The sequence below is a fragment of the Caballeronia sp. INML2 genome (assembly GCF_023631365.1).
Lineage (GTDB): Bacteria > Pseudomonadota > Gammaproteobacteria > Burkholderiales > Burkholderiaceae > Caballeronia > Caballeronia turbans.
Window position 1 is genome coordinate 1 of sequence record NZ_JALQDH010000127.1, and the last position, 18,514, is coordinate 18,514.

General features: G+C 64.4%; 17 protein-coding genes and 2 pseudogenes. 14 read left to right on the forward strand and 5 right to left on the reverse strand.

Annotated features, from left to right (window positions below):
- Both NCT32_RS35460 and NCT32_RS35465 read left to right on the forward strand, forming a co-directional pair.
- Positions 1 to 553, forward strand: a 553-nt coding sequence (locus NCT32_RS35460) for a shikimate dehydrogenase family protein (protein WP_409241568.1), incomplete at its 5' end; no start/stop codon positions are given.
- 97 nt (positions 554 to 650) lie between these two features.
- A complete protein-coding gene (locus NCT32_RS35465; protein WP_061121562.1) occupies positions 651 to 2,060 on the forward strand; it encodes an MFS transporter in 1,410 nt (469 codons plus the stop codon).
- On the opposite strand, the gene NCT32_RS35470 is transcribed toward NCT32_RS35465, so the two are convergent.
- Together NCT32_RS35470 and NCT32_RS35475 are read right to left on the reverse strand one after the other, a co-directional pair.
- Positions 2,057 to 2,656, reverse strand: coding sequence for an isochorismatase family cysteine hydrolase (locus NCT32_RS35470; RefSeq protein WP_061121563.1), 600 nt, complete (start codon positions 2,654 to 2,656; stop codon positions 2,057 to 2,059). The genes NCT32_RS35465 and NCT32_RS35470 overlap by 4 nt on opposite strands.
- A gap of 78 nt (positions 2,657 to 2,734) precedes the next feature.
- Positions 2,735 to 3,682: a pseudouridine-5'-phosphate glycosidase gene (locus NCT32_RS35475; RefSeq protein ID WP_061121564.1), complete on the reverse strand. Its 948-nt coding sequence runs from the start codon at positions 3,680 to 3,682 to the stop codon at positions 2,735 to 2,737.
- Between the two features lie 240 nt (positions 3,683 to 3,922).
- On the opposite strand from NCT32_RS35475, the gene NCT32_RS35480 reads away from it, so the two are divergent.
- The 11 genes from NCT32_RS35480 to NCT32_RS35530 all read left to right on the forward strand — a co-directional run bounded on the left by NCT32_RS35480 (position 3,923) and on the right by NCT32_RS35530 (position 15,216).
- Positions 3,923 to 5,584, forward strand: coding sequence for a 5-guanidino-2-oxopentanoate decarboxylase (locus NCT32_RS35480; RefSeq protein WP_061121565.1), 1,662 nt, complete (start codon positions 3,923 to 3,925; stop codon positions 5,582 to 5,584).
- Positions 5,581 to 7,071 carry an aldehyde dehydrogenase family protein gene (locus NCT32_RS35485; RefSeq protein ID WP_061121566.1) on the forward strand — a complete coding sequence of 497 codons (1,491 nt, stop codon included), beginning with the start codon at positions 5,581 to 5,583 and terminating at the stop codon, positions 7,069 to 7,071. Before NCT32_RS35480 ends, NCT32_RS35485 begins: the two co-directional genes overlap by 4 nt.
- 149 nt (positions 7,072 to 7,220) lie before the next feature.
- Positions 7,221 to 8,318: a PotD/PotF family extracellular solute-binding protein gene (locus tag NCT32_RS35490; RefSeq protein ID WP_061121567.1), complete on the forward strand. Its 1,098-nt coding sequence runs from the start codon at positions 7,221 to 7,223 to the stop codon at positions 8,316 to 8,318.
- Entirely contained in the window at positions 8,315 to 9,244 is a 930-nt protein-coding gene (locus NCT32_RS35495) for an ABC transporter permease (RefSeq protein ID WP_086961608.1), read from the forward strand. The genes NCT32_RS35490 and NCT32_RS35495 overlap by 4 nt, the downstream gene beginning before the upstream one ends.
- Entirely contained in the window at positions 9,241 to 10,083 is an 843-nt protein-coding gene (locus NCT32_RS35500) for an ABC transporter permease (protein WP_061121569.1), read from the forward strand. The genes NCT32_RS35495 and NCT32_RS35500 overlap by 4 nt, the downstream gene beginning before the upstream one ends.
- 13 nt (positions 10,084 to 10,096) lie before the next feature.
- The gene (locus NCT32_RS35505; protein ID WP_061121570.1) at positions 10,097 to 11,170 is read left to right on the forward strand and encodes an ABC transporter ATP-binding protein; all 1,074 of its coding nucleotides are present in this window, start codon (positions 10,097 to 10,099) and stop codon (positions 11,168 to 11,170) included.
- Positions 11,171 to 11,207: 37 nt separating this feature from the next.
- Positions 11,208 to 12,020 carry a transporter substrate-binding domain-containing protein gene (locus NCT32_RS35510; RefSeq protein WP_061121571.1) on the forward strand — a complete coding sequence of 271 codons (813 nt, stop codon included), beginning with the start codon at positions 11,208 to 11,210 and terminating at the stop codon, positions 12,018 to 12,020.
- 43 nt (positions 12,021 to 12,063) lie between these two features.
- The gene (locus NCT32_RS35515; RefSeq protein ID WP_061121572.1) at positions 12,064 to 12,828 is read left to right on the forward strand and encodes an amino acid ABC transporter permease; all 765 of its coding nucleotides are present in this window, start codon (positions 12,064 to 12,066) and stop codon (positions 12,826 to 12,828) included.
- On the forward strand, positions 12,825 to 13,481 hold the full coding sequence (locus tag NCT32_RS35520; RefSeq protein ID WP_250491407.1) for an amino acid ABC transporter permease: 657 nt from the start codon (positions 12,825 to 12,827) through the stop codon (positions 13,479 to 13,481). The genes NCT32_RS35515 and NCT32_RS35520 overlap by 4 nt, the downstream gene beginning before the upstream one ends.
- Positions 13,482 to 13,524: 43 nt before the next feature.
- A complete protein-coding gene (locus NCT32_RS35525) occupies positions 13,525 to 14,250 on the forward strand; it encodes an amino acid ABC transporter ATP-binding protein (protein WP_061121577.1) in 726 nt (241 codons plus the stop codon).
- A 75-nt stretch (positions 14,251 to 14,325) separates the two neighbouring features.
- A complete protein-coding gene (locus NCT32_RS35530; protein WP_061121574.1) occupies positions 14,326 to 15,216 on the forward strand; it encodes a LysR substrate-binding domain-containing protein in 891 nt (296 codons plus the stop codon).
- 23 nt (positions 15,217 to 15,239) lie between these two features.
- On the opposite strand, the gene NCT32_RS37530 is transcribed toward NCT32_RS35530, so the two are convergent.
- From NCT32_RS37530 to NCT32_RS35540, 3 genes and pseudogenes are all read right to left on the reverse strand, one after another.
- Positions 15,240 to 15,803 carry an HAD-IIIA family hydrolase gene (locus NCT32_RS37530; RefSeq protein ID WP_311768216.1) on the reverse strand — a complete coding sequence of 188 codons (564 nt, stop codon included), beginning with the start codon at positions 15,801 to 15,803 and terminating at the stop codon, positions 15,240 to 15,242.
- Positions 15,795 to 16,520 (reverse strand): annotated as a pseudogene (gene kdsB, locus NCT32_RS37535) (3-deoxy-manno-octulosonate cytidylyltransferase); the annotation flags it as partial. The gene NCT32_RS37530 and the pseudogene kdsB, both read right to left, overlap by 9 nt.
- Positions 16,517 to 17,593, reverse strand: a pseudogene (locus NCT32_RS35540) (mannose-1-phosphate guanylyltransferase/mannose-6-phosphate isomerase); the annotation flags it as partial. The pseudogenes NCT32_RS35540 and kdsB, both read right to left, overlap by 4 nt.
- Positions 17,594 to 17,657: 64 nt before the next feature.
- Between NCT32_RS35540 and NCT32_RS35545 the strand changes: the two are divergent.
- Positions 17,658 to 18,380: an IS6 family transposase gene (locus tag NCT32_RS35545; protein WP_086961610.1), complete on the forward strand. Its 723-nt coding sequence runs from the start codon at positions 17,658 to 17,660 to the stop codon at positions 18,378 to 18,380.
- Positions 18,381 to 18,514: the final 134 nt, after the last annotated feature.

The following is an 18,514-nucleotide window of genomic DNA, read 5'->3' on the forward strand; positions in this document are numbered from 1 at the left end:
AAAACACAAACTACAACGTCGACGTAAGACACAACTCCAACATCGCGGACGGCGTCGGGGCCGTGCGCGCGCCCCCGCCGCCCCCGCCCCCCCCGCCCCCCCGCCGGGCGCGCCGGGGCCCCCCCCCCCCCCCCGCGATCGCGTGGGGCATGCGGCGCACCGGCGGCCAGGTCATCGTGTTCACCGCACCGCGTCGCGCGGGCGCTCGCTCGCCGAAGACTTCGGTCTCGCGTTCGGCGGCGGTCTGAACGATTTCGATCCGCATGCGTTCGACATCGTCGTGAACGCGACCGCCGCCGGTTTCCGCGCGCCGGACGTCAATCCATTGCGGGCCGGGCAGCTTGCACCGCATCTCGTTGTGATGGACGCGGCCTTCATCCCCGTGCGCACGAAGCTGATCCGCGATGCCGCCGAACTCGGCTGCCGCGTGGTCGAAGGCACGCGCATGCTGCTGCATCAGTTCTGCGGTCAGGTCGAGTTATACACGGGCAAGGCAGCGCCGCTGGACGCAATGAGCGCCGCCCTGCTCGACGAAATCGCCCGCGTGGGCTAGCCCGATCGCATAGCAGGAAAAATCCGGCGGTCCCGCATCTCGCGCGAAGACGAGGACGGGACTTCCGCCAGTGGTCGCAGGAACGGAGAGAGACATCATGAAGCATCAGCCAACCATCGCAGCCGCCGACGGCGGACTCGCACACAACACCGACGGCAACGTCAACCATGGCCGTGACGAGGTCACGACGCGCGATCTGTATCGTGCCGCATGGGCCGCATCGCTCGGCAGTGCGCTCGAATACTACGACTTCGCGCTCTATAACCTCGCGTCGGCGCTGATCTTCGGGCCGCTGTTCTTCCCGTCGAGCGATCCCGCCATCGGTCTGATCGCGAGCTTCGGCGCTTACTTCCTCGGCTTCGCGATCCGGCCGGTGGGCAGCATCGTCTTCGGCGCGCTCGGCGACCGTTACGGCCGCAAGTTCGTGCTGATGGCGACGATCCTGCTGATGGGCGTCGCCAGCACGCTCATCGGCGTGTTGCCGACCTACGCGAGCGCGGGCATCTGGGCGCCGGTCCTGCTCGTCGGCTGCCGCCTGCTGCAAGGTCTCGGCGCCGGCGCCGAACAGGCCGGAGCGGCCGTCCTGATGGCCGAATACGCGCCCGCGAAGCGCCGCGGCTACTTCGCCGCCCTGCCCTTCATGGGCGTGCTGCTCGGCACGGTGATGGCCGCCGCGATCTACTTCGCGCTGGTGCGCGTCGAGGATATTTCGCAAAGCTGGCTATGGCGCGGGCCGTTCCTGCTGAGCGTGCTCATCATCGCGGTGGCGATCTGGATCCGGCTGAAGCTGAAGGAATCGCCGTCGTTTTCGAAGCTCGAAGCACGGCAGCAGATCAACGACAGCCCGCTCAGGCATCTCATCAGGCATTCGAAGCCGACGCTGCTCAAGGTCATCGGCATGCGCATGGCGGAGAACGGCGGCTCGTCGATCTATCAGTCGCTCGCGATCAGCTACATGGTTACCGCGACCGGCCTCAAGGGACCGATCGGGCCGGTGGCGCTGCTGCTCGCGGGCGTGTCGGGCGCGGTGGTCATTCCGCTCACCGGCAAGCTCAGCGATCGCGTCGGACGCGTGCCCGTCTATCGTGCCTTCGCGCTGTATCAGCTGGTGCTGGCCTATCCGACATGGTGGGTTTTGAGCCAGGGCAACGCGGCGGCGAGCATCGCGATGCTGTGCGTCGCGCTCGCGGGCGTCTGGGGCATGTTCGCCACGCAAGGCGCGCTGCTGCCCGAACTCTTCGGCGCGCAGCATCGCTACGCGGGCGTCGCGGTGGGGCGCGAAGTGTCCGCCGTGATCGCGGGCGGCGTGGCGCCGCTGATCGGCGCGTCGATCATCGCCTGGGCGACCGCGCACTGGGGCGGCAATGAAGGCCGCGTTCTCGCGTGGATTCCGCTTGCCAGCTATGTCGCCATTCTGAGCCTGATCGGCGTCGTGACGACGTACTACACGCCCGAGACGCGCGGACGCGACCTCGACGATCTACGCGACGCCGCGGATGTCGGCTAGGCGAGCAGCAATAAGGCATCCGCGAGCGACAGCACCGTCGTGCGCGACTCGAACGCGGTCGAGAACAGATGTTCATGCACCACCTGATCCGGGTCGTAACAACAATCCTTGACCGTGTACAGGCGGAAGTCCGCATCGCTCGCATATGCGACCGACGACAGCACGACACCGGTCGACGCAATGCCGGCCATGATCAGCGAATCGACGCCTCGCGCGGCAAGCCGTTCCTCCAGACCGGTGCCGAAGAACACGCTGGCCCGGTGCGCGATGATGAGCGGTTCATCATCGCGCTGGCCCAGCTCCGGCGCGGTCCGGTCGCCGGTGAAAAGACCCAGCCGTTTGATTCCCTGGCCGTTCTTGTTCAACGGGCTGACTTCCGGATAGCCCGGACTGAAGCGTAGGTTGACGAAATAAACGCCGACGCCCCTGGCCCGCGCCGCGTCGCATAGTGTGCGCGTATTGGCGATCAGCGCCGGCGCGACCGATGGAAAGAGCCCGAGAATATCGGCCTGGTAATGCATGACGACGAGCGCGGTTCGCGCTGGCGCAATGGCCGGAATCTGCGGGCTCATGCGCTGCCCGGACGGTGCTTCCATGTCCCCACCTCCTTGCGTTGAACGCGGCGAAGCGTATCGGGTTCGCGCGTTCTTCCTCAGTTCGATCCGTCCCGGCCGCTAGGCCTGGCCTGCCCGGCGCCCCGCGTGTGCGAGCGCCAACGCCAGTCTCGCCCCCACTTCGGCATTGTGTTTCACGAGCGCGATGTTCGTCGCCAGACTGCGCCCGCCCGTCAGCGCATCGATGCGAGCCAATAAGAAGGGTGTCAGCGCCTTGCCGGTGATGCCTTGCTCCGTCGCCTCGACGAGCGCCTGCCGCGTCAGCGCGTCGATCTCTTCGACCGCCATCTCCGATGCTTCCGGCACCGGCGTGCTCAACACGACACCCCCGACGAGGCCCAGGTCCCATTTGGCGCGGATGAAGCGTGCCTGCTCTGCCGCGTCGTCCAGCCTGAAGTCCGCGCGAAAACCGCTGTCGCGCGTGTAGAACGCCGCGAAATTGTCCTGCTCGCAACTGAGCACCGGCACGCCGTGCGTCTCCAGGTATTCCAGCGTGAGCCCGATGTCCAGGATGGACTTCGCGCCGGCGCAGACCACCGCCACCGAGGTCTTCGCCAGCTCCTGCAGATCGGCCGAGATGTCGAAGGTTTCCTGCGCGCCCCGGTGCACGCCGCCAATGCCGCCGGTGACGAATACCTCGATACCGGCCAGCGCGGCACAGATCATCGTGCCGGCCACCGTCGTGGCGCCGGGCTCGCCGCTGGCCAGCACCGCCGGCAGGTCGCGGCGGCTGATCTTATGGACATGGTCCGAACGGCCGAGCAGTTCCAGTTCGCCGTCGGTCAGGCCGACGCGGATTCGCCCGCCGATCACGGCGATCGTCGCGGGCTCGGCCCCGGCGTCCCGAATCAGCGCCTCCACTTCGCGCGCGGTGCGAATGTTCTCGGGGTAAGGCATGCCGTGGGCGATGATGGTCGATTCCAGCGCCACGATGGGGCGGCCCTCGGCCCGCGCGGCGGCCACGGGCGCGCTCAAGGTCAGCCACGATCGTGCAAGGTCGGTAGCCATGTCGATGTCCTCGGTGGTGCGATGTCAAAGTATGCAGCACCACGCCATTGTGCTTCACACATCAATTCGAGTCTTCATTGCCTCATGCAGGGAAGTCATGCGCCCCATGAGATCTTTTCGATTGTCGTCGCGGCCAGGCCGCATCGAGAATGATTCCACCGATGCCCGAGACCCGCGCGCACTGTCGACTCGTCCAGCCGACTGCGTCCGCGCTCAAACCAACCAGGAATCCGACGACCGATGAACCTTCGCGAATCCAGCAAGCACTTCGACTCATGCCTTCAAACCTGTGGCGAAGCGCTCGTCACACTGCTCGAAACCTACGGCGTCGAGTACGTCTTCGGCATTCCGGGTGTGCACACCGTGGAGCTCTATCGCGGGCTTGCGCACTCGTCGATCCGGCACGTGACGCCTCGTCACGAACAGGGTGCGGGCTTCATGGCCGACGGATACGCGCGTGTCACGGGCAAACCCGGCGTGTGCTTCATCATCACCGGACCGGGCATGACCAACATCGCGACCGCGATGGCGCAAGCCTATGCCGACTCCATTCCGATGCTCGTGATATCGAGCGTCAATGCACGCAGCCAGCTCGGCAACGGCGACGGGCGTCTGCATGAACTTCCTTCGCAGCGCGAAGTATTCGACGGACTCGCCGCGTTCTCCCATACCTTGCTGGATGCCGCCGAGTTGCCTCAGGCACTGGCGCGCGCGTTTGCCGTGTTCGAGAGCGCGCGGCCGCGGCCCGTCCATATCGAGATTCCGCTCGATGTCATCGTGTCGCCGGCGAACGCGATGAAGGGAGCGTCCGCCGTGCGCGCGACGAAGCCCGCCGCCCATCCCGCCGCGCTCGCCCGTGCCGTGGATCTGCTCGCCGATGCCAGGCGCCCGCTGATTCTCGCCGGCGGCGGCGCCGCGCACGCCGCAGTCGAACTGCGCGAACTCGCCGAGCGGCTGGAGGCGCCCGTGGCGCTCACCATCAACGCGAAAGGACTTCTGCCGTGCGCAGCGCCGCTTCTCATCGGCTCGACGCAGTCGCTCCCGCCGACCCGCGCGATGATTCGCGAAGCCGACGTCGTGCTCGCGGTCGGAACCGAACTGGGCGAGACCGACTATGACGTGCTTTTCGATGGCGGGTTCGCGATCGCCGGACAACTCATCCGCGTCGATATCGATGCGCAGCAGGTCATGCGCAATGCTCAACCGGACGTGGCGATCGTCGCCGACTCGCGCGAGACGTTGAGCGCGCTGTCGGCGAGACTGCACGAGCGCGCGGTGCGTCCCGCATCGCCGGACTGGGGCGCCGCGCGCGTGACGGCCGTGCGCAACGCCATCTTCGCCGACTGCGACGCCGCGATGCGATCGCAGCAGCGCCTGATCGACACGATCGTCGGCGCCCTGCCCGGCGTCATCATTGCAGGCGATTCGACGAGCCCGGTCTACGCGGGCAATTTCCTCCACGATGCGCCGGCCCCGCGCTCATGGTTCAACTCATCGACCGGCTACGGCACGCTCGGATACGGGCTGCCCGCCGCGATCGGCGCGAAGCTTGCCGCCGGTGAGCGGCCCGTCGTGTGTCTCATCGGAGACGGCGGCTTTCAGTTCACGCTGCCGGAACTGGCGAGCGCGGTGGAAGCGCGCGTGCCCGTGATCGTGCTGCTGTGGAACAACTTCGGCTACGGCGAGATCCGGAAATATATGGACCAGCGGAATATCTCGCCCGTCGGTGTCGATATCTACACGCCCGACTTCATGGCGCTGGCAAGCGCCTTCGGATGCGAGGCCGTGAGCGTCGACGATCCACAGGCGCTCGACGCGCAATTGCGGCGGACGGTATCGCGCGACATCCCGACCGTGATCGAGGTTCGCGAAGCCGACTGGTTTGCACGGGTGCCGTCATGAGCGCGCAAGCACGCCCCCTTTTCGATTTCCCGCTGCGCACCCGGCTCTTCATCGATGGCTGCTGGTGCATGGCCGAGACGAGCCGGCGTTTGCCCGTCGTCAATCCATCGACTGAAGAAACGATCGTCGACGTGGAGGCCGGCGGCCCCGCCGATGTCGATCGCGCGGCGCGCGCGGCATCGCGTGCGTTTCGCGCCTGGAAGCAGACATCGGGCGCAGAGCGCGCCGGCTTTCTGCGTGCGATTGCGCGCGGCGTGGAGGCGCATGGCGAGCGCCTCGCCGCGCTTCAGTCGCTCAACAACGGCAAGCCGATTGCCGAATCGCGCATCGACGTCGGCGACGTGGTCGCGACCTTCGACTATTACGCGGAGCTCGCGGAAACGCTGGATGGAGCGGAAGAAGAGGTCGCCATTCCGAGCAGCGATCATCGTGCCGTGATCCGCCGTGAACCGGCGGGCGTGGTCGGCCTGATCGTGCCTTGGAACTTCCCCATGGTCACGACGGCGTGGAAACTTGCCCCCGCGCTCGCCGCCGGATGCACCGTCGTGCTGAAGCCCTCCGAATTCACACCCTTGCCGGAACTGGAACTGGCCGCGATCGTCGAGCGCGCGGGTCTGCCGCCGGGCGTCTTCAACGTCGTGACGGGCACCGGCGCGGAGGTCGGTGCGGCGCTCACGACGCATCCACTCGTGTCGAAGGTGTCGTTCACCGGCAGCACGGCGGTCGGCGAGCACGTCATGAAAGCGGCGGCGCAATCCATCAAGGGCGTGAGCCTCGAACTGGGCGGCAAGTCGTCGATCATCGTCTTCGCGGACGCCGACCTCGATCTCGCCGTCGATCTCGTCACGGGCGGCGCGTTCTTCAATGCCGGACAGATGTGCTCGGCCACGTCGCGGGTGCTCGTCGAGCGGCCGCTCGCAGAGGCGCTGATCGCGCGCCTCGCCGAGCGCGTGGCGCGAACCGTCGTCGGCGATCCGTTTGCATCCGGCGTGCAGATGGGGCCGCTCACGAATCGCGCGCAGTACGAACGCGTGCAAGGTTTCATCGCGCGGGGCAAGGCGGACGGCGCGAGTCTCGTGGTCCAGGGCGAAGCGCCGGAAGGAGAAGGATATTTCGTCCAGCCGACGATGTTCGTCGATCTTCCCACAGGCAGCGCGCTGTGGCGCGAAGAGATATTCGGCCCCGTGTTGTGCGTGCGCAGCTTCGATACGGAAGACGATGCGATCGCCACGGCCAACGATACCGAGTTCGGCCTGGTCGCAACCGTCGTCACGCGCGACGGGACACGCGGCGAGCGCGTGGCCGCGGAGCTAGAGGCGGGTGTCGTCTGGATCAATACACCGCAGCTGATCTTTCCTCAGACTTCCTGGGGCGGCTACAAGAAAAGCAGCATCGGCCGCGAGCTGGGGCCTTTCGGGCTCGCGGCATTCCAGGAAGTCAAGCAGATCCTGAGCGCGGCGCCCGGCGCCGTTCGAAAGGCTTGCTAAGTCGGAGCCATGCGGTCGGCTCATGGCAACCATGCCGAGAATTCGATTGTTGCCAAAATTTTGCATCCCTAGAGTGTTCTCACCGACGCCGTTGTTGATTGACCCACCGCATTGACCGACTGCTGCACCGTTTTAGTGAGGAGTGAGCCATGCAAGACATCAAACGAGGCAGAAGGCAGGCCATCAAGACCATCGGCGCGGCGCTCGCCGCGTCGAGCCTGCCGATGCCGTTCATCAGCACGGCGAGGGCGCAGGAAAAGAGCTTTGCCGGGAAGACGCTGCGCCTCTTGACGTGGTCCGACGACACCGGCGCCGCGGCATTGCGCAACATCGCCGCAACCTTCAGTCAGAAGACCGGCGCGCAGGTCATCGCCGACCGCGCCGACGGCACGTCCGGCATGGTGGCAAAAGTGAAGGCGGCCGGAGACAGGCCGACCTACGACGTGATCACGCTCGCGGGCGTGGGCGCTTCGGGCCTTGCGGACGCCGGACTGCTGATGAAGCCCGATCTGAACCGGCTGCCGAACCTGAAGGACGTCGACGCGAAGTACCGCACCGGCGCCAATGGTTTTGGGATCGGCTATCTGCTGTGGTCGGACGGTCTCGTCTATAGCACGTCGTCGGTGAAGGCGGCGCCCACGACCTACGAGGCGCTCTGGGATCCGAAATATGCGGGGCGGATCTTCCTGCCGCCACCGGAGTGGGCGGAAGCGGTCGATCTCGCGATCATCGCCGCCAAGATGGCCGGTGGCTCGCAGCAGAACATCGAGCCCGGCTTCAAGAAGCTCGCGCAACTGAAGGATCGGGTGCTCACGCTCGGCGAGAATCCGAATCAGGTCGCCGATCTGTTTCGCACCGGATCGCTGGATATCGGCGGCATCTACTCGCCGGCGTTCTTCCCCAATCAGTTGCGCAAGCCCGAGTACAAGATGGCCGTCACGTACGGCATGAAGGAAGGCTTCGCGACCCAGCTGATGTTCACGGTCATTCCCAAGGCGCATCCGGGCGACATCGACCTGATCCACGCGTTCATCAACCATTCGCTCGACGCCGGCGTGCAAGGCCGCATGGCCGCCGACGTGCTGAACGGTCCGGTGAACTCGAAGGCGGTGATCCCCGCCGAAAGCCGCGCGTTCGTGCCGTCTCCGCAACAGATCGCCGAGAACGCCGTGTTGCACGACGACAAGGCGCTGGCGGCGGTGCAGCCGGCCTGGATCAAGCGCTATACGGAAATCTTCTCGGCCTGACATCCATGTCCGCACTTCTTTTCCGTCGCAGGACAGCCGCAATCGCGGACGCAGCCGTCGGGCAGCCGGCGGCTCCCGCGTTGCCCAGGGTGCCGCCATGGGTGCTGCTCGCGCCGATCCTGGCGTTTCTCGCCGTGCTCGTCGCAGCCTCGCTCGCGGTGCTGCGCATGAGCTTCGGCGTATCGGGGAACGAGTGGCACGCGCTCACGCTGCACAATTACGCGGACCTCGCCGATTCGTACTTCATGCGTTCGCTCTGGCTCACGCTGAAGCTCGCGTTTCAAAGCATGGTCTGCGCGGTGCTGCTCGCGATTCCCGTGGCGCTTGCGATGGCGCGCACGGAGTCGCGGCTGGCGCGCCGCCTGCTCCTTGCTGGCGTGCTTCTGCCGCTGCTCGTCAACCTGCTGCTGCAGGGCTACGGCTGGCTCGTGATGCTGGGGCCGGCGGGCATGCTCAATCATGCGTTGCTTGCCGCCGGCATCGTACAGCGTCCGCTGCAGTGGCTCTACCGCGAGAACGGCGTGCTGCTCGGCCTGATCCAGACCGCGTTTCCGCTCGCCGTGTTGCCGCTCGCAAGCGCGATGCGCGCCATCTCGCGCTCCTACGAAGAGGCGGCTGCAACGCTCGGCGCGAGCCGCTGGCAGACGCTCTGTCACATCGTCCTGCCGCTCGCGATGCCCGGCCTGGTTTCCGGCGCCCTGCTCGTCTTCGCTTACAACGCGAGCGCGTTCGCCGTGCCGCTGCTGCTCGGCGGGCGGCGCGTCCCCATGCTCGCCGTGCTCGTGCACGATCAGGTGGCGCCGCTCCTGAACTGGCCGGCGGCGTCGGCATCCGGCGTGGTGCTGATGGTGGCGACGCTCGTCGTCATGTCGGTCTCGCAACGGCTCGTGCGCGGCATGCAACGCACGGAGGAATCCTGCTCATGAGTACCCTGCGCCTTGCCGCGGTCATGCCCGGACGTCTGGGCCGCGCGACCAGCCTGCTCGCGACCGTCGTGCTCTTTCTCGCGGCATTGCCGATCATCACGATGATCACAATGTCGTTCGGCAATTCGGATACGCTCGAATTCCCGCCGCCGAGCTTCGGGCTGCGCTGGTATCAGGCCGCGTGGCACACGTTCGTGTCGCCCGACGCGAGCGACGTGCTCTCGATGGGAACCGCTCTGACGACGAGCCTCATCGTCGCGGTCTCGACGATGATCATCGCCACCGCGGTCTCGGTGCCCGCCGCCTACGCGCTTTCACGCTACCGCTTTCGCGGCAAGGCCGTGATAGAGCAACTGGTCGCGCTGCCGCTCGTCTATCCGCTCGTGATGCTCGGGCTTTCGCTGCTGCTCGTGTTCAACGTGCTGCCCGTCGAGCTCGGCATCTTTCGGCTCATCATCGCGCACGTGATTCTCGCCTTGCCGTTCACGGTGAAGAACTGCGCCGCATCGGTCGCATCGATCGGCCCCGAGTTCGAGGAAGCCGCGTGCGTGATGGGCGCGAGCCCGTGGCGCGCGATCGTCGATGTGGTCTTGCCGCTCATGCGGCCGGGCATTCTGGCCGGCATGCTGTTCGCCTTCATCATCTCGTTCAACGAATTCACGGTGACGTTCTTTCTATACGGCATCGATACGATGACGTTGCCGATCTGGCTGTACAGCCGCACCGTGTCCTCGCTCGATCCGACCGTGTTTTCGTTCGCGGTCGTCATCGTGCTCATCGATTTCGCATTGATCTGGCTGCTCGAAAAACTGGTCGGCGACGAAGGCGTCGCGCTGTGAAGAGAGAACCCTCATGACTCATCTGACACTTCAGGCGGTGACGAAGCGCTTTCACACCGCGTACGCAGTCGATCACGTCGATCTCGCCGTGCCCGACGGCAAGCTCGTGTGCTTTCTCGGACCCTCCGGCTGCGGGAAAACGACGCTGTTGCGGATCATCGCGGGACTCGAAACGGCAACCTCCGGAACCGTCGCATTTGCGGGGCGCGATCTGACGCACGTGCCGGCGAACCAGCGCGATTTCGGCATGGTGTTCCAGTCGCTCGCGCTCTTTCCGCACATGACGGTGGCGCAGAACATCGCCTATCCGCTGCGGCTGCGCCGCGTCGCGAAGGACGCGCAGGCAGTGCGGGTCGCCGAACTGCTCGAACTGATCCAGTTGCCGCACATGGCGGACCGGCCGAGCTCGCGGCTCTCGGGCGGGCAACGGCAGCGCGTGGCCATCGCCCGGGCGATCGCGTCGTCGCCGAAACTGTTGCTGCTCGACGAACCGCTCTCCGCGCTCGACGCGAAGCTGCGCGAAGCGATGCAGGTCGAAATCCGGCTGCTGCAGCAACGCCTCGGCATCACGACGATCATGGTGACGCATGACCAGCGCGAGGCCATGACGATGGCCGACGAGATCGTCGTGATGGAGAAAGGACGCATCGCGCAGGTCGGCAAGCCGCTCGACATCTATCGCAATCCCGTCAGCGAGTTCGTCGCCGATTTCATCGGTCTCGGCAACATCCTGCCCGTCACGCTCGACGGCACCGACCGCATCGGGCTTCCCGGCGGCCAGCAGATCATCGTCGATGCCGCGCCGTTCGCAGGCGGCGCAACAGGTGATGTCCGCTTGCTGATTCGCCCCGAGGACGTATCGATGCGGACAGTCATGGCCAATCCGGGACCCAACGTGCTCGCCGGAAAAGTGGCGTTCATCCGGGATGTCGGCGCGTCGCTCGAAGCCACCATCGATTGCGCCGGCTTCACGCTCACCGCGGCCACGACCCCGCGCGAAACACCGGATCTTCGGGTTGGCATGCCCATCTTCGCGGAGCTGCCTCCGCATGCCTGCAAGCTCATCGCGGCACGTGCCGCGCATTGATTCACGCCGACCGAAACATAGTCACAGGAGACACCCTATGAACACGACGACTTCCGTGCAGCGCTTCTTCAAGCGCGCGTTTGCCACCCTCGCCTTCTCGGGCGCCGTGGGCCTTTGCGCATTTGCGCCGCTCGCGCAGGCCGATGCGCTCGACTCGATCAGCAAATCCGGCGTCGTGCGGATCGGCGTGTTCGAGGACTATCCGCCGTTCGGCTCGATCGGGCCGGACATGAAACCGCAAGGCTACGACATCGATGTCTCCAACCTCATCGGCAAGACGCTCAACGCGAAGGTCGAACTGATTCAGGTTACGGGCGACAACCGCATGGCGTACCTCGCCGACCATAAGACCGACATGCTGCTCTCGGTCGGCAAGACGCCGGAACGCGAAAAAGTCATCGACTTCTCGCAAGCGTATGCGCCATACAACCTGGCCGTATTCGGTCCGAAGTCGCTCGCCGTGAAGAACGCCGGCGATCTGGCCGGCAAGAGCATTGCGGTTGCGCGCGGCACGCTCGAAGACCTGAGCGTGAGCAAGGTCGCGCCGCCGTCCGCGAGCATCAAGCGCTTCGATGACCCGAATGGCGCGATCTCCGCGTTTCTGGCCGGGCAGACGCAACTGCTCGTGGTCGGCAACGACGTGGGCGCGACCATCATCGCCCGTCACCCCTCGATCGATCCCGAGCAGAAGTTTTCGCTCTTCAGCTCGCCCGATCACGTCGGCCTGAACAAGAACGAACCGCGCCTCAAGCAGAAGGTGGACGAGGCGATCGCAGCCGCGAAGAAGGACGGCACGATGAACGCCATCTCCCAGAAGTGGCTGCGCGCGCCGCTGCCGGCCGATCTGTGATGCGCTGCGCTTTCTCGTTCAATCGCACGCCGAGGAAACCTCGATGACCTACACGTTCGATTTCAGCGACTTCGGCCTCTACGTGGACGTGCTCGCGCATGGTGTCGCGGTCACGCTCGGCCTCACCGCCGTATCGACGCTCCTGGGCGGTCTGGTCGGCATCGGCGGAGCGTGCATCGCCGTGACGGGGTCGAAGCCGGTTCGTGCCGTGGTGGCCGCGTATGTCGAGCTCATTCGCAATACGCCCTTTCTCGTGCAGCTGTTCTTCGTGTTCTTCGGGCTGCCGAGCCTCGGCGTGCACATCGGCGAAATCGAAGCCGCCGTGCTCGCGATGACCGTGAACCTCGGTGCGTATGCGACGGAAATCGTCCGGGCGGGCATCGACTCGATTCCGCGCGGACAGGTCCAGGCCGCGATGGCGCTCGGCTTGCGGGGCCCGCATGTCTTTCGCCACGTCGTGTTGCCGCAGGCGCTCGCCAACGTATTTCCGGCGTTGCTCGGCGAGGTGCTGATCGTGATGCTCGGCTCCGCGGTGGTATCGCAGATCTCAGTGCCGGACCTGACCCATGCCGCCAGTTTCATTCAGTCGCGCAACTTCCGTTCGTTCGAATGCTACGTGATCGTTACCGCGATCTATCTGCTGCTGTCGATCGTGTTGCGCCTGCTCATCAACCGGCTCGGCAAGCGGCTGTTCGCGGGACGCGCCGCCCGTGGCGTCACGATTGCGCCTCGACGCGGGGTGCGCGGGCTGTTTTCCGTACGTGCAGCCGTGGCCGGTCGCGGCCTTCCGAAGGAGCGTTCACGATGATCGAGTTCACGCTATGGGATATCGCGCGCAACCTGATGCTCGCCGCGCGCTGGACGCTGTTGCTTTCGTTGATCGCGTTCGTCGGCGGCGGCCTGACAGGGCTGCTGTTGCTCGCCATGCGCGTGTCGCCGTTGCCGTGGCTGCGCAGGTTCGTGGTGCTGTATGTCGAAGTGTTCCAGGGCACGCCGCTCCTGATGCAGCTCTTCCTCGGCTTCTTCGGCTTGCCGATGCTGGGCGTGGAGGTGTCGCCGTGGGCCGCGGCGACGGTCACGCTCACGCTCTATACGGGCGTCTATCTCTCCGACATCTGGCGAGGCTGTGTCGAGGCGGTGCCGAGCGGTCAATGGAGCGCGGCGGCGAGCCTCGGCATGACATGGACGCAGCAGTTGCGTTATGTCGTCTGGCCGCAGGCATGGAAGATCGCCGTGCCGCCCACCGTCGGCTTTCTCGTGCAGGTCGTGAAGAGCACCGCGCTCACGTCGATCATCGGGCTCACGGAACTGACCAAGACCGGGACCATGATCACGAACGCGGTGTTTCGCCCTTTCCCGATCTACGCCCTCGTCGCGTTGCTGTACTTCGCGATGTGCTTTCCGCTGACCTGGTATGCGCGCGCGCTCGAACGCCGGTATCGGGTCGGCAGGCATCGCTGAAGTTCGACTCGGTGTCCAACGTCCTTTCAAAACGGGTTTGCGCATGATTTCCATCGGTAACGTCTCGAAGTGGTACGGCCAGTTTCAGGTTCTGACCGATTGCACCACCACGGTCAGTAAAGGCGAAGTGGTCGTGGTCTGCGGGCCGTCCGGGTCCGGCAAATCGACCCTCATCAAGACGGTCAACGGACTTGAGCCGTTCCAGCGCGGGAGCATCACGATCAACGGCGAGGCCGTCCACGACAAGCGGACCAATCTGTCGAAACTGCGCTCGAAGGTCGGGATGGTATTTCAGCATTTCGAGCTGTTTCCGCATATGTCGATCACGGAAAACCTCACGCTCGCGCAGACGAAAGTGCTGGGGCGCTCGAAAGACGAAGCATCCGACAAGGCGCTGCGCCTGCTCCAGCGAGTTGGCTTGCGCGCGCACGCGGACAAATATCCCGCACAGCTTTCCGGCGGCCAGCAGCAACGCGTGGCGATCGCGCGAGCGTTGTCGATGGACCCGGTCGCGATGCTGTTCGACGAACCGACTTCCGCGCTCGATCCGGAGATGATCAACGAGGTGCTGGATGTGATGGTCGAGCTGGCCCAGGAAGGCATGACGATGATGTGCGTCACGCACGAAATGGGCTTCGCCAGAAAGGTCGCGCACCGGGTCATCTTCATGGATCACGGGCGCATCGTCGAAGACGACGACAAGGATGCGTTCTTTGCCCATCCGAGGTCCGACCGCGCGAGGGAATTCCTGGCCAAGATACTCCACTAACAGCGCCGTCACGTCGCGTCGGACTTGCTACTATAGTTCCGAGTGACAAGCTTTCCATGACCGGAGACACGCCCCATGCGACGACTTCCTCCGCTCAATGCATTACAGATCTTCGAGACGGTCGCGCGTCACCGCAGTTTCACGCGTGCGGCTGAACATCTGTGTCTCACGCAAGGGGCGATCAGCAGGCAGATTCTTGCGCTCGAGGAGTATTTCGGATTTCCTCTGTTCGTACGGGGCGCAAGGGGACTGACATTGACCGCTGAAGGCGACGTGCTGCTGCCCGTCGTCAGAGAGGGGTTCGCGCGTATCGAGGAAGTATCGCTGCGTCTCACGCGCCAGCGCACCGATCTCGCGCTGAAAGTGCCGACCTGCGTGATGCGCTGGATGCTGCCGAGGATCATGCGTTTTCAGGGCGAGCATCCCGAACTGCAGCTGCAGATCACGACGACCTGGCAGCACGACGTCGACTTCCAGGTGGAATCTTTCGATGCGGCGATTATCTATGGTTCGTCACCCGGTGCGGACGTGCACGCCGTGCCGCTCTTCGACGAGCAGCTTACGCCCGTGTGTTCACCGGATCTGCTTAGCGAAAGGCCGCTCGCCGCCGCAGCGGATCTTGCGCATCATGCGCTGCTGCATCCGACGCGAGATCACCGCGACTGGAAGCTATGGCTCGACCGCGCGGGTGCGAACGAGATCGACGCGACGCTCGGCCCGACGTTCGAAACGCTCGATCTGGCGACGAATGCCGCCATGCAGGGCTTCGGGGTCGCGATCAGCGACCGCACGCTAGTCAGCGAAGACGTGGCGGCGCGGCGGCTCGTCATGCCGTTCGACACCGTCCTCGAAACGGGGTCACGCTACTACTTCGTCTATCCGGATTGCGTCGCGAATCAGCCGAAGGTCAAGCTCTTCAGTGACTGGATCACGCGCAACCGGGATGCTGTTTCGGCTGTCGGATAGCTTCTGGCGTTTAATAACTTTCGCTATTGCGCCATCGAGTGCATCGCTTCCCGATAGCCTTGTGCGCTAGCTGCGATATGAAGCTGTTGCTTTGCGAGAAGAATCGCATCGGCGACTTCACGGAACGCACCTTGCCCGCCCGCGCTATTCAACACGATGTCGGCGGCTTGCCGGATATAGGCAGGCGCGTCCTGAACCGCGAAGGAGACGCCACAAGCCTGGAAGCCCGGGAGGTCGATGCTGTCGTCGCCGATGAAAGCGACTTCCGCGGGCTTCAGGTCGAAATCGCGGAACAGGTCCTGACACGCGCAGGCTTTATCCTTGACGCCCAGGCGAAACAGCTCGATGCGCAAGTCCGCGAGCCGGGAACGGAGCGCGGCGGAATCCCGCCCGGAGACAACGGCCACCGCAATGCCCTTCTCCTGCAGCATACGGATACCGAGGCCATCGCGAACATGAAAGCGCTTGATCGCCTCTCCGTCCGGTCCGTAATACAGGCCTCCGTCGGTGAGCACGCCGTCCACATCGGTGATGACCATGCGGATTGCCGCAAGCGGCGGCGACTCGATATCGGGTTCACCCGTCATCAGTCGGCGAACGCGATCGAGGTCCGCCTGCGTATCGACGCTCGGCCCCACGCTGTCGATCCGAATTGCCCGAATGCGCAGTCCAGCGTGAAGCAGACGCAATTGTTCGAGCTTCTCCGCGCGCTCGATCATTGGCATCGGAAGCATGCCGTAGCGTGCCAATGCGGCGGCCCGGTACGCATAAATCCCCACGTGCTTCAAGTACTGCGCCTGCTCGCCGTCGCGCGGATAAGGAATGAGTGAGCGGCTGAAATAAAGCGCATCGCCGTTGTCGGCGCACACGACTTTTACCGAGTTCGGATCGCGCGCCTCTTCGGCGTCGATCGCGTGGCACAGCGTGCCGACTTGCACGTCGGGGTTCGCCGTCGTCTCTGCGACAAGCGCTTCGATATGGGCGGGTTGCAGAAGCGGTTCATCGCCCTGCACGTTGATGTAAATGTCGGCCGGCAACCTGGACATGACTTCGCACAAGCGGTCCGTCCCCGACTCGTGCGCGGCAGACGTAAGCATGGCTTTGCCGCCGAAGGCTTCAACGACTTGCTGCACGCGCGTGTCATCCGTCGCGACGACGACGGCCTGCACGCCGCGCACCATCGACGCGCGCTCGACGACGTGCTGAATCATCGGCTTGCCGGCGATATCGGCGAGAGGCTTGCCAGGCAAACGTGTCGACCCGAAACGCGCGGGTATGACGATGACGACCTTGGGTTGGATCATTTGGAAAGGTGGATCGTTGGATTGCGCCGGACCGCTGATGGAGCGTCGCGACGCCGGCTCCGCCGCCCCTTGCTGCCCGGGAACGTGCGGCGAATTGCCGGGAATACGCTCCAGGCGCGGCCGTACCGGTCTTCGAAGCGTACGATGTCATCCTCGCCGAGATAGGCGCCGGATTGCACTTCGATGAGTTCGAGCGGGATCTTGCCCGGGTTCTCGAGCGCATGGACACATCCGATCGGAATGTAGGTCGATTCGTTCTCGGTCAGGACGTAGGTTTTGTCGTCGTTGGTGACGCGCGCTGTGCCGCTCACGACGATCCAGTGCTCGGCCCGATGATGATGCAGCTGCACGGACAGCTTCGCGCCGGGTCTCACGGTGATGCGCTTCACCTGATAACGCGTCCCTGCATCGATGCTGTCGTAGCTTCCCCACGGACGGTAGATTTCCCGATGGTTGTGATACTCGTTGCGCCCGTTTTCCTTGATGCGCGCAACGATTTCCTTGACGCGCTGGACTTCGCCTTTGCCCGCGACCAGAACGGCATCCTTGGTTTCGACAACGACGAGATCCTTCACGCCGACCATCGCGACGAGCCGGTTGGACGACCAGGCATAGGACTCGGTGACATCGTCCACGACGACATCGCCGCGCGTGACGTTTCCCGACGCGTCGCGCGAGCCGCTGTCCCACAGCGCGGACCAGGTGCCGAGATCGCTCCACCCGCAATCCATCGGAACGACCGCGGCGGCATCGGTCTTTTCCATGAGCGCGTAGTCGATCGAATCCGACGGACAGTTCGCGAATGCCTGTTCGTCGATGCGAACGAAGCTCGCGTCATACTTCTTGCCGGCCATTGCAGCGCGGCACGCATGCACGATTTCGGGCGCGAAACGTTCGAGTTCTTCCAGGTAACGGCGCGCCCGAAACATGAACATGCCGCTGTTCCACAGAAAGCGCCCGCTTGCGACATAGCGCTCCGCGGTCGCCGCGTCAGGCTTCTCGACGAAACGCTCGACGGCGAATCCGCCCGGCGCGTCGAGCGCCTTGCCCGACTCGATATAACCGTATCCGGTCTCGGGGGTTCTGTCGCATTAACGCGGTCAAGTAGAATCGGTCGAACCACAACGCTTGACGAACATGATGGCAAAGACGAAGACGCCACGCAAGACGCTGCCCACCGGCATTGGCAAGGTACTGAAGCGACTGCACTATCCGCTGGATGTGATCCTGCTATGCGTGCGCTGGTACGTGGCGTACTCGCTGAGTCTGCGCAACCTCGAAGAAATGATGGCCGAGCGGGGTATCGAGGTCGATCATTCCAGCGTGCATCGCTGGGTCATCAAGCTGTTGCCGGTGTTTGAAAAGGCATTTCGCCGTCGGAAACGCCCGGTGGGCAGGAGCTGGCGCGTCGACGAGACCTACGTCAAGATCAAGGGCCAATGGAAATTTCTCTATCGCGCCGTCGACAAGGAAGGTAACACGGTCGACTTTCTGCTGCGCGCCCATCGTGACAAGGCCACAGCCCGGCGTTACTTCGAAAAAGCAATTGATCAGAACGGCGAGCCCGAAACGATCACGGTGGACAAGAGCGGCGCTAATCTGGCCGCGCTTGAAGCGCTCAACGCTGAGCGGCCAACGCCAATCAAGATCCGGCAAAACAAATACCTGAACAATATCGTCGAGCAGGACCACCGCGCCGTCAAGCGCATCATCAAACCGATGATGGGATTCAAGGATTTCCACTGTGCGCGCGTCATCCTGTCGGGCATCGAGATCGTGCACATGATCCGCAAGGGGCAGATGTGTAACGATGGCGTCGTATCGACTGCTGCCGACCAATTCTATTCTCTCGCCATGTGAGCAGTCCTCTTCATTGCAGGGAGTTTCTCACACCATCTTCCTTAACGCGACACAACCAGATTTGGCCATCGGGCGCCGCGCGCATTCGCACTTCAATCTCGCCGAGCTTCTGCACTTGCGCCTTGAGACTCTCG

Excerpts from the sequence above, each read along its gene's own strand:
- NCT32_RS35515 (WP_061121572.1), top strand. The coding sequence starts at position 12,064 with ATGACCTACACGTTCGATTTCAGCGACTTCGGCCTCTACGTGGACGTG.
- NCT32_RS35485 (WP_061121566.1), top strand. The coding sequence starts at position 5,581 with ATGAGCGCGCAAGCACGCCCCCTTTTCGATTTCCCGCTGCGCACCCGG.
- NCT32_RS37530 (WP_311768216.1), bottom strand. The coding sequence starts at position 15,803 with ATGACGGGTGAACCCGATATCGAGTCGCCGCCGCTTGCGGCAATCCGC.
- NCT32_RS35510 (WP_061121571.1), top strand. The coding sequence starts at position 11,208 with ATGAACACGACGACTTCCGTGCAGCGCTTCTTCAAGCGCGCGTTTGCC.
- NCT32_RS35530 (WP_061121574.1), top strand. The coding sequence starts at position 14,326 with ATGCGACGACTTCCTCCGCTCAATGCATTACAGATCTTCGAGACGGTC.
- NCT32_RS35505 (WP_061121570.1), top strand. The coding sequence starts at position 10,097 with ATGACTCATCTGACACTTCAGGCGGTGACGAAGCGCTTTCACACCGCG.
- NCT32_RS35545 (WP_086961610.1), top strand. The coding sequence starts at position 17,658 with ATGATGGCAAAGACGAAGACGCCACGCAAGACGCTGCCCACCGGCATT.
- NCT32_RS35520 (WP_250491407.1), top strand. The coding sequence starts at position 12,825 with ATGATCGAGTTCACGCTATGGGATATCGCGCGCAACCTGATGCTCGCC.
- NCT32_RS35470 (WP_061121563.1), bottom strand. The coding sequence starts at position 2,656 with ATGGAAGCACCGTCCGGGCAGCGCATGAGCCCGCAGATTCCGGCCATT.
- NCT32_RS35525 (WP_061121577.1), top strand. The coding sequence starts at position 13,525 with ATGATTTCCATCGGTAACGTCTCGAAGTGGTACGGCCAGTTTCAGGTT.
- NCT32_RS35475 (WP_061121564.1), bottom strand. The coding sequence starts at position 3,682 with ATGGCTACCGACCTTGCACGATCGTGGCTGACCTTGAGCGCGCCCGTG.
- NCT32_RS35500 (WP_061121569.1), top strand. The coding sequence starts at position 9,241 with ATGAGTACCCTGCGCCTTGCCGCGGTCATGCCCGGACGTCTGGGCCGC.
- NCT32_RS35490 (WP_061121567.1), top strand. The coding sequence starts at position 7,221 with ATGCAAGACATCAAACGAGGCAGAAGGCAGGCCATCAAGACCATCGGC.
- NCT32_RS35465 (WP_061121562.1), top strand. The coding sequence starts at position 651 with ATGAAGCATCAGCCAACCATCGCAGCCGCCGACGGCGGACTCGCACAC.
- NCT32_RS35480 (WP_061121565.1), top strand. The coding sequence starts at position 3,923 with ATGAACCTTCGCGAATCCAGCAAGCACTTCGACTCATGCCTTCAAACC.